At 37.6% G+C, this 13,426-nt stretch carries 12 protein-coding genes; 5 read left to right on the top strand and 7 right to left on the bottom strand.

The genetic code is table 11. The features are described from left to right. The first annotated feature begins 8 nt into the window (after positions 1–8). Entirely contained in the window at positions 9–560 is a 552-nt protein-coding gene (locus ACODR7_RS10215; RefSeq protein ID WP_488838927.1) for a DUF1543 domain-containing protein, read from the top strand. A 24-nt stretch (positions 561–584) separates the two neighbouring features. Beyond that, positions 585–1,697 carry a 5-(carboxyamino)imidazole ribonucleotide synthase gene (locus ACODR7_RS10210; protein ID WP_482400091.1) on the top strand — a complete coding sequence of 371 codons (1,113 nt, stop codon included), beginning with the start codon at positions 585–587 and terminating at the stop codon, positions 1,695–1,697. 280 nt (positions 1,698–1,977) lie between these two features. Here the strand turns inward: ACODR7_RS10210 and ACODR7_RS10205 are convergent, their stop codons facing one another. The 3 genes from ACODR7_RS10205 to ACODR7_RS10195 form a co-directional block, all read right to left on the bottom strand. Then, positions 1,978–4,101: a cation:proton antiporter gene (locus tag ACODR7_RS10205; RefSeq protein WP_488838926.1), complete on the bottom strand. Its 2,124-nt coding sequence runs from the start codon at positions 4,099–4,101 to the stop codon at positions 1,978–1,980. A gap of 6 nt (positions 4,102–4,107) precedes the next feature. After that, a complete protein-coding gene (locus ACODR7_RS10200) occupies positions 4,108–4,674 on the bottom strand; it encodes a hypothetical protein (RefSeq protein WP_488838925.1) in 567 nt (188 codons plus the stop codon). A 142-nt stretch (positions 4,675–4,816) separates the two neighbouring features. Next, entirely contained in the window at positions 4,817–5,725 is a 909-nt protein-coding gene (locus ACODR7_RS10195) for a DMT family transporter (protein ID WP_488838924.1), read from the bottom strand. Between the two features lie 189 nt (positions 5,726–5,914). On the opposite strand from ACODR7_RS10195, the gene purE reads away from it, so the two are divergent. After that, a complete protein-coding gene (purE, locus tag ACODR7_RS10190) occupies positions 5,915–6,418 on the top strand; it encodes a 5-(carboxyamino)imidazole ribonucleotide mutase (RefSeq protein WP_488838923.1) in 504 nt (167 codons plus the stop codon). A gap of 132 nt (positions 6,419–6,550) precedes the next feature. Here purE and yiaA read toward each other — a convergent pair whose 3' ends face one another. From yiaA to ahcY, 3 genes are all read right to left on the bottom strand, one after another. Next, entirely contained in the window at positions 6,551–6,943 is a 393-nt protein-coding gene (yiaA, locus tag ACODR7_RS10185) for an inner membrane protein YiaA (RefSeq protein ID WP_034699887.1), read from the bottom strand. Positions 6,944–7,201: 258 nt separating this feature from the next. After that, the gene (locus ACODR7_RS10180) at positions 7,202–7,996 is read right to left on the bottom strand and encodes a hypothetical protein (protein WP_488838922.1); all 795 of its coding nucleotides are present in this window, start codon (positions 7,994–7,996) and stop codon (positions 7,202–7,204) included. A gap of 101 nt (positions 7,997–8,097) precedes the next feature. Then, the gene (gene ahcY / locus ACODR7_RS10175; protein ID WP_076597398.1) at positions 8,098–9,411 is read right to left on the bottom strand and encodes an adenosylhomocysteinase; all 1,314 of its coding nucleotides are present in this window, start codon (positions 9,409–9,411) and stop codon (positions 8,098–8,100) included. A gap of 166 nt (positions 9,412–9,577) precedes the next feature. On the opposite strand from ahcY, the gene ACODR7_RS10170 reads away from it, so the two are divergent. After that, a complete protein-coding gene (locus ACODR7_RS10170; protein WP_488838921.1) occupies positions 9,578–10,096 on the top strand; it encodes a HugZ family pyridoxamine 5'-phosphate oxidase in 519 nt (172 codons plus the stop codon). Between the two features lie 272 nt (positions 10,097–10,368). Then, on the top strand, positions 10,369–10,983 hold the full coding sequence (locus tag ACODR7_RS10165) for a 4'-phosphopantetheinyl transferase family protein (RefSeq protein ID WP_110366689.1): 615 nt from the start codon (positions 10,369–10,371) through the stop codon (positions 10,981–10,983). On the opposite strand, the gene ACODR7_RS10160 is transcribed toward ACODR7_RS10165, so the two are convergent. Continuing rightward, the gene (locus tag ACODR7_RS10160) at positions 10,964–13,234 is read right to left on the bottom strand and encodes an FUSC family protein (RefSeq protein WP_488838920.1); all 2,271 of its coding nucleotides are present in this window, start codon (positions 13,232–13,234) and stop codon (positions 10,964–10,966) included. The two genes, ACODR7_RS10165 and ACODR7_RS10160, sit on opposite strands and share 20 nt — an antisense overlap. Positions 13,235–13,426 lie beyond the last annotated feature (192 nt).

The following is a 13,426-nucleotide window of genomic DNA, read 5'->3' as shown; positions in this document are numbered from 1 at the left end:
AAAATGAGTTGAAATTATTTTATATCATCCTGGGGGCAACACCTGAAGGAAGAAATATAGAACAGCACGATGTTTTCTTCGGAATAGCGGAGACTCTTAAAGATCTGGTTCCTGATATGAAAGAATTTTGGAAGGAAGCTGAAGGAAAAATTCATCTGGACTGTTATCAGGAAGTGAGATTTGCAGATGGATACAAAGTGGAGATTGTAGAAAAAGGAGAAAAATCTTCGGAAGATCAGTTGTTTTTTCTGAATTTAGGCGGTTACAAACCTGGTTTTTTTGAAGAATTTCATGAGCAGCACTTGATGGTAGGGCAGTCTATGGGAGAAATTGTAAAAAGAGCAAAAGCAACCGAATTTTATCAGACAATGGGATTTGAAGGCGCCGTAAGTCATATTGATGATAAACATGGAGTGGATATTGATGATATTTTCAATGTAAGTGATATCCTTCCTGCTTCTATGAAAGAAAAGTATTCTATCGTCCTTCAAAAGTCTGATGAAGAAAATCAGGAGAACCCGATGGGGCTTGGCTATTTAAAAATCGATAAAATTCAATAAGCGTAAATCTAATAAAAATAAAAAATGAAAATAGGAATTCTGGGAGGCGGACAGCTGGGAAGAATGTTAATACAAAGTGCATTGAAGTATGATGATGAGTTTTATACGCTGGATCCGGCATCTGATGCTCCATGTCATAATATCTCATATTTTACACAGGGAAATTTCAATGATTATGAAACGGTTCTGAACTTCGGAAAAGATAAAGATGTTGTAACCATTGAAATAGAACACGTAAATGCTGACGCATTGGCAGAACTTGAAAAGCAGGGAATAAAAGTAGTTCCTAATGCCAATATTATCAAGACAATCCAGCAAAAGATCCTTCAGAAAGAATTTTATAAAGCTCATGATATTCCAAGTCCGGAATTTCAGGTGGTGTGGAACAGTGATGAGAAGATCATCATGCCACTGCCATTTGTTCAGAAGATGAATACAGGAGGATATGATGGAAAAGGAGTGCAGGTAATTAAAACGGAAGAAGATTATCAGCATCTATGGACTGAAGCTTCTGTTATTGAAAGTCTTGTAGACATTGAAAAAGAGCTTTCTGTCATTGTTGCAAGAAATGAAAAAGGAGAAACCAATATTTTCCCGGTAACGGAAATGGTAGCTGATCCAAAGCTGAATCTTTTAGACTTTAATGTATGTCCGGTTCTTCTGACAGAAGATGTTCAGAACCAGATTGATTCTATTACAGAGAAATTTCTGGCGGCTGTGAACTCACCAGGATTGTTTGCTATCGAATTATTCCTTGATAAAGAAGGAAAAGTATGGGTGAATGAAACTGCTCCAAGGCTGCACAATTCAGGACATCAGAGTCAGGAAGGAAATACTAATTCGCAATTTGAGCAGATGTACCGTGTGGTGAAAAACTTACCTTTAGCTGATACAGACGCCATCACTTACAGTGGAATGCTGAATTTGGTTGGAGCAGAGGGATACGCTGGAAAAGTAGTGTATGAAGGAATGGAAGATGTTCTTAAACTTCCTGAAACGTACATCCATTTATACGGTAAAACAGAAACCAAACCGGGAAGAAAAATGGGACACATCAACGTTCTTGCAGATTCCAGGGAAGAGCTTATGGAAAAGCTTGTACAGGTGAAAGGAATGGTGAGAGTAATTGCTGAATAAGCCAATTAAAACATATAAAAGGGAGCTGTTATCTTTAAAACAGCTTCCTTTTTTGTTATGAGATTATTCAATAGGAACGGGCTTTAGCCCGTTTACAAATGATTATCAATTCAAATGGCTTTAGCCAAAACTTAATTTTAGGTTTCGGCTAAAGCCAATTTTATTTCTATGGTCACATCGGGCTAAAGCCCAACGCTATTGATTATTTTGTTTATTGATGAAAAAAATGATTATTCGTCCATCGATAACCTCCATCATCCCTCTTTCAGCTTCCATCCTCTTATTTAAAAATCTTCTGAATCACATTTCCAATCTCCACAAAATCTCCGTGATTTCCTACGGAACGTATTTCCGGACTGTTTTTGTCGTATTCTGAGAAAGGGAAAATAAGAAGGTAATTATTGTCTTTCAGGTTTCTGTTCAACAGTTCAGGGATCAGTCTCATTCTTGGAATGTAGGATTTCATGCCACGTTTTGCCATCAGAATAATCAAGGCTTCATCATCTTTCAGCTGGGCAGCAGTTCTTTCACCATCCTGCCATGTGCTCATGATAATGAATTCTGCTTCTATATTGGCTTTTTTAATGATTTTCTGAAGAATATCAATGATGTTTTCAGGAGCATAAAAAACTACTGTGGCTCCAGAATTTCTGGCAATATTCCACACCCTTAGCAATGCATGGAAGAACCCTGCTTCCTGATGAGCATTTTCGGGAATCATCACTGCATATTTTTTAATGGTGGAAAGCGGTTGTGCAGCATGGTAAACCAGTACATTCACATCATCATTCTGCAGATAACCGTTGTAAAGATTGTATACAAAAGAAGGAGAAAACCCTTTTTCGTCCTCCAGGCCAATAATGAGATCGGTGATTTTCTGTTCTTTAATCACATTATTCACTCCGTTGATGACATCATTGTCATATCTTTTTAATGACTGTAGTTTCACATCTGCCGCTGCGGCTGCATCTGCTGCCTGGTGAAGAAGTTTCTCCGCATTCTTTACCGAAGATTCATTTTTGTCTTCGTTGATGACATTCAATGCAAAAAGATCTTCTGTATTGGAATGTGCTTTGATCAGAATTCCCAGATTCACCATTCTCTCAACAGTTGCTTCGTGGTTGATGGCTAAGAGAATATTTTCTTCTTCATGGGTATTTCCTGAAACGGTATCTTCATTGTCACTTTCCGCAATTTTCTGGGCACTGGCCATAGAAATGAAAGAGGAGATGGTACAGGAAATCAGGATCAGTAAAATACTTCCATTCAGAACATGTTCATTTAATAATCTTACCGGCTCTCCGGTTTCGGTTTCAGAAAGGATGATGTTGTAACCTACCATTACAGAAGCCAGTGTTGCCGCTGCAGAAGCGGAGCTTAATCCGAAGATCAGTTTTCCTTCCTCTTTGGTCAGCCTGAATGTTTTTTGAGTGGCTACAGCAGAAAGATACTTCCCTCCGATAGAGGCTACTAACATAATTCCTGCTACTTCGAGGGTTTCCCAGCTTTTGAAGAACACTTTAAAATCAATCAGCATTCCTACACTGATCAAAAAGAACGGGATGAATATGGCATTTCCTACAAACTCAACCCTGTTCATCAATGAAGAAGTGTGAGGAATAAGTCTGTTCAGAGCCAATCCGGCAAAGAATGCTCCGATGATAGCTTCTACACCAGCCAGTTCAGCCAGCATAGCCGCCAGATAAATCATAACCAGTACAAAAATATACTGTGAGATTTTATCATCCACTCTTTTAAAAAACCAACGGCCAATAATAGGGAAAACAATGAGTACAATCAGGGCAAAGACCACAAAAGAGACCAATAATTTAACCCAAAACTCTGTTCCTACATCACCCTGGGACATTCCTACAATCACAGCAAGTACCAATAAGGCAAGAATATCTGTGATCATTGTACCCCCAACGGTGATATTAACCGCTTTATTTTTCGCAATTCCCAACTTACTCACCAATGGGTAAGCGATAAGCGTGTGAGACGAAAAAAGACTGGCAAACAGAATGGAGGTCAGCATGGAGAAATGTAAAAGATAATATCCTCCCAGATATCCCAATACAAAAGGTACTGTAAAGGTATAGATACCAAAAGTGAGACTTTTCCATTTGTTCTTTTTAAAATCTCCCATATCAATTTCAAGCCCGGCCAGAAACATAATGTAAAGAAGTCCGGTGGTTCCGGTTACTACTATACTGCTGTCTCTGGACAATACATTGAATCCGTTTGGACCAATAATAGCTCCGGCGATGATAAGCCCCAAAAGATGGGGAACTTTAATTTTATTAAGCAGCAGTGGTGCTGCAAGGATGATGACCAGTACCAACAGGAACTTCAGTACCGGATCTTCTATAGGAAGACTCAGGTTGTGTATACTCAGTAAAATCATAAGTGTTTATTTTGTGGAACGTACTAATTCAACAGAGAATCTGGCGGTACAGCCATCAGAAGTGATGGTTCTTGTTCCTTTGATCTTGTTGTCCGAAATATCATTAAGAAGAACGCTCATTTCTACATTCTTTTTGGCCGTAGAATCGGTTTTGAAAGACAGTCTGATCTCATTGTTTTCAAACTTGCCTGTATACAGTCTAACCAGATTATTGTTGTTGATGATTTTGGTGATGGGCTGGGTAGAATCGTTATCAAATTCCCAGATATCGGTACGTTGGTCACCCACGGCATATTCACTGCAGTTGGATTCCGTGCAGATTACTTTTCCATTCCATGGGCCGGAAATTTCCGTGGGCCATGCAGCAGCAATCACTACAGAATCTTTTTTCGCAAAAATACTGTCTCTCATTTTCAGAAGCGACTGATATTCGGATTCTTTTTTTGCGAATACTTTTTCTTTTTCTAATAATTGTTTTTCCCTGTCTGTCAGGTTCTTTTCCTTCTCTTTGTAATTACAGCTTACCAATAGAAAAGAGGCAGCCAGCAATAAAAAAAATGTGTTTTTCAGCATATTGTATCGGTTGGAGTATACAATATAAGGAAAATGAAGGAAATACAAAACCCAACAGGAACAGATCTGATTTTAATTATATTTAATAAGTTAGAAAACAGTTGAATAGATAGGGTAAGATAATTTGATATTATTTTCTGTTTTAAGATTCAATTCTTTGTCTTTTGAACATCTCCGGTTTGTAATTAATAATGAAAACTCCACAGATAATCATGACAGCTGCAAGAATAAATTTAAACGTTACTTTTTCATCCATAATCAGCCAGCCTAGAAATATGGCAATAATAGTGTTGATATAAGCGAGGATAGAAACCTGAACCGGTGAAATTTTCGTCAGTGCATAATGAAAGGCGAAAAAAGCTGCTACAGAACCGAAAACAGCAAGGTATAACATCGCTGAAATACTTTTGATTGTCCAGTTTCCGAAGTTGTAATTTTCAGAAAACAGAAACGCAAAAATAACCTGAACTACTCCTGCAAACAGGAACTGATAGAACAGATTCAATGTAATATTTCCGCTTTGGATGTTTAATTTCTTGGTGAAAATAGTTCCCGAGGCCCAGCCTGCAATGGCGCAGAAAAGGAAGATCATTCCCATTCTGTAATCTGGGTTGGCAAGATCTTTAAGCCCGTCCCAAAAAATAAAAAGAATCCCGCTGAAACAAAGCAGAACGCCAATAAGCGCCCGCAAACTAAATTTCTGCAATCCTACAGCCACGCTTCCTAGAAACACAAGAATAGGAGAACACGCACTGATCAATGAGGCAAGACTGCTCGAAACACTTTCTTCAGCCACGGTAGTCATACCATTCGCTACTACCAGCATCAGGGAAGCAAAAATAATCTGGTATCCTAAACTTTTCCAGCCAATCCACTTGAATTCTTTTCTCGAGAGAAGAACAATAAGCATAATAACGGAAGCCAGAAACTGTCGGATTCCGGCTACAAACCATGCAGGAATTGTTTCCACAGCAACACGAATAGCTAAAAAAGTAGTTCCCCAGACGATAGCAACGGTAAGAACAGCAAAAATAAGTTTATAATCTTTCAATGTATATTAAGTAGTGTAACCAACAAAATTAGCCGTTTTAAAATAATTATGATGGGTACAGTTGCTTTGTTTTTTACTGATACAGATAGAATAAAATGAAGATAGTATAGGGAGTTTAAAGAACTTCCCGCCTCCTTCTTCCAACTTCCACCTTTATTTTTTATCTTTGAACATCTAATAAAATTGAAGATGGTAGGAATTATTATGGGCAGTCAGAGTGATCTGCCGATCATGGAACAGGCTGCAAATTTTCTTAAAAGCCTTGATATCCCTTATGAATTAACGGTAGTTTCGGCGCACAGAACACCTGAAAGAATGTTCGATTATGCAAAGACTGCTCAGGAAAGAGGTTTAAAGGTAATTGTAGCAGGAGCAGGAGGAGCGGCCCACCTTCCGGGAATGGTAGCGAGCTGTACTACGCTTCCGGTAATCGGAGTTCCGATCTTGTCCAGTAATTCTATAGACGGATGGGATTCTGTATTGTCTATTCTTCAGATGCCTGGAGGTATTCCGGTAGCTACCGTAGCCTTGAACGGTGCCCTGAATGCAGGGATTTTAGCAGCGAAAATTTTAGGAAGCGGCAATGAAGAAGTAGCAGCAAAACTTCAGAAATATCAGGATTCTTTAAAAGATAAAGTACTGGGAACTGTGGATAATATTAAAGCTCAGCATCCCAATCATTTTGATAAATAGTTTATTTTTAAATGTCCTGTCCTAAAAGTCAGATACATCTCTTGATAATAGAATATTTGAATATGCCTCCTGAAGGGTACGAATAAAATCAGCAAAAATTGAGGCTGTCCAAACTTTTCGGACAGCCTCTTTTTATTCCTGAAGCATGTTATCACGGGTGTTTTTCTGGACTGCGATGGCTCCGAAGAGAGCGAGTAAAAAGGCAAAGGCATAAAAACCTTTTTCACTTGGAAGGATGGTGGCATTCCAAAGCCCTATGGCCAGTAGTACGATAGATGATAACGTGGCAAACCAGCAGATTCCATAGTAAATGTCTGTCACCTGAATGTTTTCTAATCTATCACGTACTGCTTTCTGCAACGAAACCACGGCAAATAAACCATAAAGAAGGATGGTGAAATAATATCCCTTCTCATTCAGCAGCATTTCTGCTCTTGCAAGACCAACAATAAAGCCAATCATTCCTGCTCCCAAAGCTACCCATGAAGCAGCAACGAATGCATTCGATACTCTTTGTTTTTTCATAGTTTAATGTTTTATTTAAGAGGGCTAAGATATTCATTTTTTGTAAATACAGCTCTAATAAAGGGGAAATATAGGGGAAAACCCGGAATAACTGTATGAAGTAGGTTTATGTTTGGGCTAAAGCCAATGGATGTTATTTTTATTTACTGTAAACGGCTAAAGCCCGTTCCTATTGAATGACAGTGCTTGCGTGAGGAGTATGAGCGGATAGCGGGATCAGCTCATAAAAAAACTCTCCAATTTCTGGAGAGCTTTGTTTTATTGAGTGATATATTCGTAGTTATATTGAGCTGAAAGGTTTCCGTTGGCTTCTTTTGAAATGACCTGAATAGGTAAGCCTGCGCTGTTGTATTGTATGGTGGAAGTTCTGGTTTGATTTTGTATCCAAACGCCATTACTTTTGTAACTTATTTTTTCTATCAAATAATTATTTTTGCTTATAACATAAGCCCCTCTCATCGTAATTCTAAGATATTTGTTGAGATTCGTATATGGGTTTAGTTTATCATCATAAGAGAAGTCGATTCTAGTACCGAAGGAACCTCCGGTTTCTGAAGTTTCTGATGAAATATTGTTTCCATTATAGGTATAAGTATCAATCATTGGATTGGAGCAATCCGGTGACTGACAAAGGGAAGAAGAAGCAACCTGTCCATTTGCATTATAGGTATAGGTAACGGTTCTGTTATTGGCTGGATTTGGATAAATTGCTTTAACGTTTGCCAGCTGATCTCCATTATAATTAAAAACTGAATAATATTCCAGCGTCTGATTGTTAGTGTAGTAATTGATCTTGACGGGTTTTCCGTTACTGTATTCAACTGTAGAACTTCCTGATGCGGATATCGTTTTTATGAGTTCTCCCTGGCTATTGTATTCAAGGTTTTCTATACTGGTCTGTGGCTGAGATGGGTTGTCATAGTAAACTATAGTGATTTTACTTAATAATAATTTTTTCTCAGTAGGTTCATTTACCGTATCGTCATTACTGCTGTTGCAGCTGTTAAAGAATGCAACAGATCCCATTAATCCTAGAAATAATATTTTTTTCATGTTTTTTTTAGTGAGCAAAAATAAGGAATGCGCTATGGTATTGCATAAAAAAATCCCACTATCTTACCAATAGCGGGATCATATCATGTTTTATTAAGATCTTAGTATCTGTAGTATTCAGGCTTGAATGGCCCTTTTACGTCTACTCCGATGTACTCAGCCTGCTCAGGAGAAAGAGTTTCAAGCTCTACGCTTAATTTCTTAAGGTGTAAAGCAGCTACTTTTTCGTCAAGGTGCTTAGGAAGCATATATACCTCGTTTTTGTAAGCAGCAGAGTTGTTCCATAATTCGATCTGAGCCAATGTCTGGTTAGAGAAAGAGTTAGACATTACGAAACTTGGGTGACCTGTAGCACATCCTAAGTTTACCAATCTACCTTCTGCAAGGATGATCACTTCTTTTCCTTCGATGGTATAGATATCAACCTGAGGCTTTACTTCGGATTTAGTATGACCGTAGTTTTTGTTTAACCATGCCATATCGATTTCATTATCGAAGTGACCGATATTACAAACGATCGCTTTATCTTTCATTTTAAGGAAATGCTCTCCTCTTACGATATTGAAGTTACCTGTTGTAGTGATGATGATATCAGCATTGTCTACTACAGTATCCAGTCTTTTTACTTCATATCCGTCCATAGCAGCCTGAAGTGCACAGATTGGGTCAATTTCCGTAACGGTAACGATAGAACCAGCTCCTCTGAATGAAGCAGCAGTACCTTTACCTACGTCTCCATAACCGCAAACTACCACTCTTTTTCCTGCTAACATTACGTCTGTAGCTCTTCTTACTGCATCTACAGCAGATTCTTTACATCCGTATTTATTGTCGAATTTAGATTTAGTAACTGAATCATTTACGTTGATTGCAGGCATTACCAAAGTTCCATTCTTCATTCTTTCATATAGTCTGTGTACTCCTGTAGTGGTTTCTTCAGAAAGCCCTTTGATATCTTTTGTGAATTCAGGATATTTATCAAAAACCATGTTTGTTAAATCTCCACCATCATCAAGGATCATGTTTAATGGCTTTCTGTCTTCACCGAAGAATAAAGTCTGCTCAATACACCAGTCAAATTCCTCTTCATTTAATCCTTTCCACGCATACACCGGAATTCCTGCAGCAGCAATAGCAGCAGCAGCATGATCCTGTGTAGAGAAAATATTACAAGATGACCATGTAACTTCAGCTCCTAAAGCTACAAGAGTCTCGATAAGCACAGCCGTTTGGATTGTCATGTGAAGACATCCAGCGATTCTTGCTCCTTTAAGCGGCTGAGATGGTCCGTATTCTTCACGGATAGCCATCAGACCTGGCATTTCTGCTTCTGCAAGGGTAATTTCTTTTCTACCCCATTCTGCTAGGGAGATGTCCTTAACTTTATAAGGAATGTATTGTGTTGTAGTACTCATATGTAATGAATAGTTTTAAATTCAATTGATAACGAAATGCAAAATTACAATTAATAATTAAGATATAAAAATGACAAACCAAGTTCAGTTTTATGAGATTAAACATGATTTAATATTATTTAGTCTTAATATAAATAATTAATTTTAGCTGATAAACAAATATATTATGAATCAAATCCATACAGAAAAGAAAATCAAACCTGTTGCTCCAAAAGTACAGGAACTGATTAACGCTTCAAAAAGTGTAATTCTTGCTACTGTTGATGCCGAAGGAAACCCTAATTCAAGCTACGCTCCTTTTGTACAGGTAGATCATACTTTTTATATTCTGGTATCTTTCATGGCAAAACATACCAAAAATCTTGCAGACGGAAGAAAAACATCTATTATGTTTATTAAAGATGAATCGGCGACTAAACAAATCTATGCCCGCGAACGCCTGACCATTGAAGCAGTCACTTCTCAGATTGAAAGAGATTCTAAAATAGGGAATACTGTAGTTGCAAAACTTAGAAAAACACACGGTAAAGTAGTAGAGGTAATTTCCGAAATGGGAGATTTTATTTTGATTGCTCTTCAACCGGTAAAAGGTTCTTATGTAAACGGATTTGGAAGTGCTTATTTTGTAGATGCTAATCTGGAAATTGTAGAGCACAGAAATGATGTGAACCATCGGGCTAAATAATTAAGCTAGGAGCAGGGAGCTGGAGGTTTGTAAAGATTAAGGAAACAAAGAGTTTGCTTTTTCATCAACGAATTACCTTTATAAAGTCTGAAAATTATTTTTACCACGAATAGTAACTTCCATCTTCCCGCTCTCAGCTTCCTTTCCTTAGCCTTTTTTACCAACAATTTCTTTTATCTGGTCTGAAAATTATTTTTACCACGAATAGTAACTTCCATCCTCCAGCTCCCATCTTCAAGCTTTTTTCACTATTTTTGTCCAATAAAAAAAGAATGCCCCTCTACAGAGATTTTTCAGATGATAATGCCACAATTTTGGTTTGGAAGTACGATGAAAGTGAAGAACTTGATATCAATGAACTTCTGGAGCCGGAAAATGCCGAAAAGGTAAAAGATTATCATCCTAAAAAACTACTGGAAGTCCTGATGGTTCGCAAGCTCCTGAAAGGATTGAAACCGGATTCTAAAATTTTATATAAAGAAAGGGAACCTTTTCTTTCTCCCTACGATGCGGAAATTTCTATTACGCATTCTTTTCCTTTTGCGGCGATTGCTATTTCCAAAAATAAAATAGGAATTGATATTGAAAAATTCAACCCTAAGATTTTAAGGGTGATTGATAAATTTACCTATGAAAATGAGCGTGGATTTATTCCTGAAGATAAAGCGGATACTTTTTACACTATTATATGGAGTGTGAAGGAAAGTATGTACAAGATCCACCACTCAAAATACTGGTCTTTAAAGAAAAACTATGAAGTAAAGCCATTCGGGCTGAAGCATCTTCATAAAATAAGCTGCCGTGTATATGATGATCAGTTTTCAGATGAGTTCAAAGCCAGAGTAGAATTCTTTGACGATTACTGTTTTACGATTGTGGAGGAGTAGCAATAGATTCTGTTTCGTTTTTATATTTTTCGATTACTTTTCTCTGTTCTTTTGCTACATCATAGATCAGCTCCAGGATATCATGGATATTTTTAAGCTCTGTTAAATGTGATATTTTATCAGGGTCTCTTCGGTCTACAATTTCATTTTCCTCAATCTCGGTTTTTCTTTTCAGAAGCATATCTTCAATGGAAGAATCTTCCGGCTCGAGACGGCTTTCCCGTTTCAGTGTTTCGTTAACATCGTTTCCGTTGAGAAGGGTAGAGGTTTGCTGCATTTCGGCCTCAATCTTTCTGCTCCAGCTTTCAGCATCTATTTCAGGGTATTGCTCATTACTTTTGGAGTATTGAGACAGGGAAGCGGTATAGGCCGTAATCAGATGTGATGTAGCCACAAATTGGTGTACTACTTCCAGTTTTTTCTGCTGATTTTTAGGATCAGAAATCATTCTCTGGAAATTATCGGAAAGATTAGCCAAAGAAATAATGGCATTTTTTCGTTTTACCTTATAATCTTCAAGATCGAAATTTCCTTCTAAGAATTTAGAAATTACACTCTGGAAATAGATAAGGTTGTCAGCGGCAGACTTTTTCATCAGATCCAGGTTTTGGGTGTGTTCCCACACCGGCAGCACAATATAGGATACTGCAAAGGCAATAATTCCGGCAATGGCAGTATCCAGGATTCTGTCTTTAAAAATAATATTGACTTTCCCGGGGTTTAAAAAATTAAAAGTCAGGAAAACATAGATGGTCATGAATAAAACTGCCCAAAAATATCGTCCTTTCAAAAAGCTGAAGCACATAATCATACTGATAAGGAGAATCGCAAATAAAACCCCGTTAATATGTATAAAATGTAGAATCGCATACGCAATACTTGCCCCGGCAATCGTTCCATAGAGACGGAGAAGATTTCTCTGTTTAGTAATGGAATAAGCTGGTTTTAAGATTGCTGTAATGGTAATTAATATCCAATACGTGTGCCCCAGTCCAAGAAAATCGAACATAGAAAAAACATATCCCAGCAATAAAGCTGTTGTAATTCTTATGGCATGGCGGAAATGGGAAGATGATAATGATATATTATTTCTCAGAACCTTGGCATTCAACTTAGGCTCATTAGGCATAAATTTCTTAAGGTCTAACCCTGTAGATAAACTTTTCGCCAGTTTGATATCCTGTGAAAATACTTTATAGATCTCGTTGATTTCCTTTGTGATCTCATAGATACGCATCAGGATCTGGCGCAGGATCATGAAATTTTCCAGATTGTCCGGCGAAAGCTGCTTATTTCTAAGTTCGAAATAATTATAATTTAAGCTTTTTAATTCCTGTTCCAGATTAAACATCGGCTTTGCTCTGGTACCACTTTGAAGGGCAATTCCGATATTGGTGATCTCTTCAGCCAAAAGGTTTAGATAATCATGGATATTAACCAGGATCATACTGTCTTCAAAGCTCTGCTGCAGCTTTTGATAATCACTTTCAGAAGTCATCAGTTTTTCATGAAGGTCCATCGAGTTCAGGAACATCAGCATTAGTAAACGACTGGTGGTCGTAGATTCATTGACGATGGTTCTGGTTTTGAAAACTGTTTCCCGCGTATCTTCCTGCAGATTTTTTATTTGAATCTGCTTGGCAATAACCTGAGTTGTCAGCTTATTAAAATCAGGATTTTTCTGATAATAATTGGCTTTGATCTTTAAAAAATCAGCCAGCTGGAGATAATTTTCACCAATCATCTGGCTTGCCAGTTTATAAGGACGAATGGTCGTTACAACAAGGAATATAAGTAAAAACCATATACAGCCGGAAGCAAAAATCAATAAACTTTTAAAGATATTACTTCCTGTAAGATGCCCATCAATAAAGATGGCGAGTACCACAAGCGATAATGAACCTACCGCTGCCAGTCTCTGGCCATACACGCCAATGAGTGAAAAAAACATCCCGAAGATAATAACCTCCAGAATGACCAGTACTTTGAAATTCATTACAAGGCTGGCAATGAGCGCTACAAAGACAAAACAGCATATAGCGAAAGTAAGAGCATTTCTTCTTCGGATAAAAGGGCCGGGTTGGTCTGTAAGAGCCACAAAGCTGGTTCCGAGAGGGAAAAGGAAATATTCTTTCAAAATCCCGAAGTGGGCGAGGACTAAACAAGGCAGAACAGTTGCTAATGTAATTCTGATGGCAGAATATACATACTGACTGGTTACAAATTTTTTTAGTTCCGCCGAATAGTTCATATTACAAAAATAGCTATTGAATTTAAGAAAATCGCCATAAAAAAAAGACTTTTCTCAACTTCTATGTTATATTTTTTTAATTGTGCTGTTGTACTATTTAAAATAAATTGACAGAAGAGACATAGGAATGATTCACCATTCACAATTGGTCATTTTTAACAGAAGAGGTAACAAATCTTATTCCACGAATTC

Source organism: Chryseobacterium sp. FG46, assembly GCF_057809135.1.
This window is presented reverse-complemented; position numbering and strand designations above follow the sequence as displayed.

Excerpts from the sequence above, each read along its gene's own strand:
- purE (WP_488838923.1), top strand. The coding sequence starts at position 5,915 with ATGGTAGGAATTATTATGGGCAGTCAGAGTGATCTGCCGATCATGGAA.
- ACODR7_RS10205 (WP_488838926.1), bottom strand. The coding sequence starts at position 4,101 with ATGATTTTACTGAGTATACACAACCTGAGTCTTCCTATAGAAGATCCG.
- ACODR7_RS10170 (WP_488838921.1), top strand. The coding sequence starts at position 9,578 with ATGAATCAAATCCATACAGAAAAGAAAATCAAACCTGTTGCTCCAAAA.
- yiaA (WP_034699887.1), bottom strand. The coding sequence starts at position 6,943 with ATGAAAAAACAAAGAGTATCGAATGCATTCGTTGCTGCTTCATGGGTA.
- ACODR7_RS10165 (WP_110366689.1), top strand. The coding sequence starts at position 10,369 with ATGCCCCTCTACAGAGATTTTTCAGATGATAATGCCACAATTTTGGTT.
- ACODR7_RS10160 (WP_488838920.1), bottom strand. The coding sequence starts at position 13,234 with ATGAACTATTCGGCGGAACTAAAAAAATTTGTAACCAGTCAGTATGTA.
- ACODR7_RS10180 (WP_488838922.1), bottom strand. The coding sequence starts at position 7,996 with ATGAAAAAAATATTATTTCTAGGATTAATGGGATCTGTTGCATTCTTT.
- ahcY (WP_076597398.1), bottom strand. The coding sequence starts at position 9,411 with ATGAGTACTACAACACAATACATTCCTTATAAAGTTAAGGACATCTCC.
- ACODR7_RS10210 (WP_482400091.1), top strand. The coding sequence starts at position 585 with ATGAAAATAGGAATTCTGGGAGGCGGACAGCTGGGAAGAATGTTAATA.
- ACODR7_RS10200 (WP_488838925.1), bottom strand. The coding sequence starts at position 4,674 with ATGCTGAAAAACACATTTTTTTTATTGCTGGCTGCCTCTTTTCTATTG.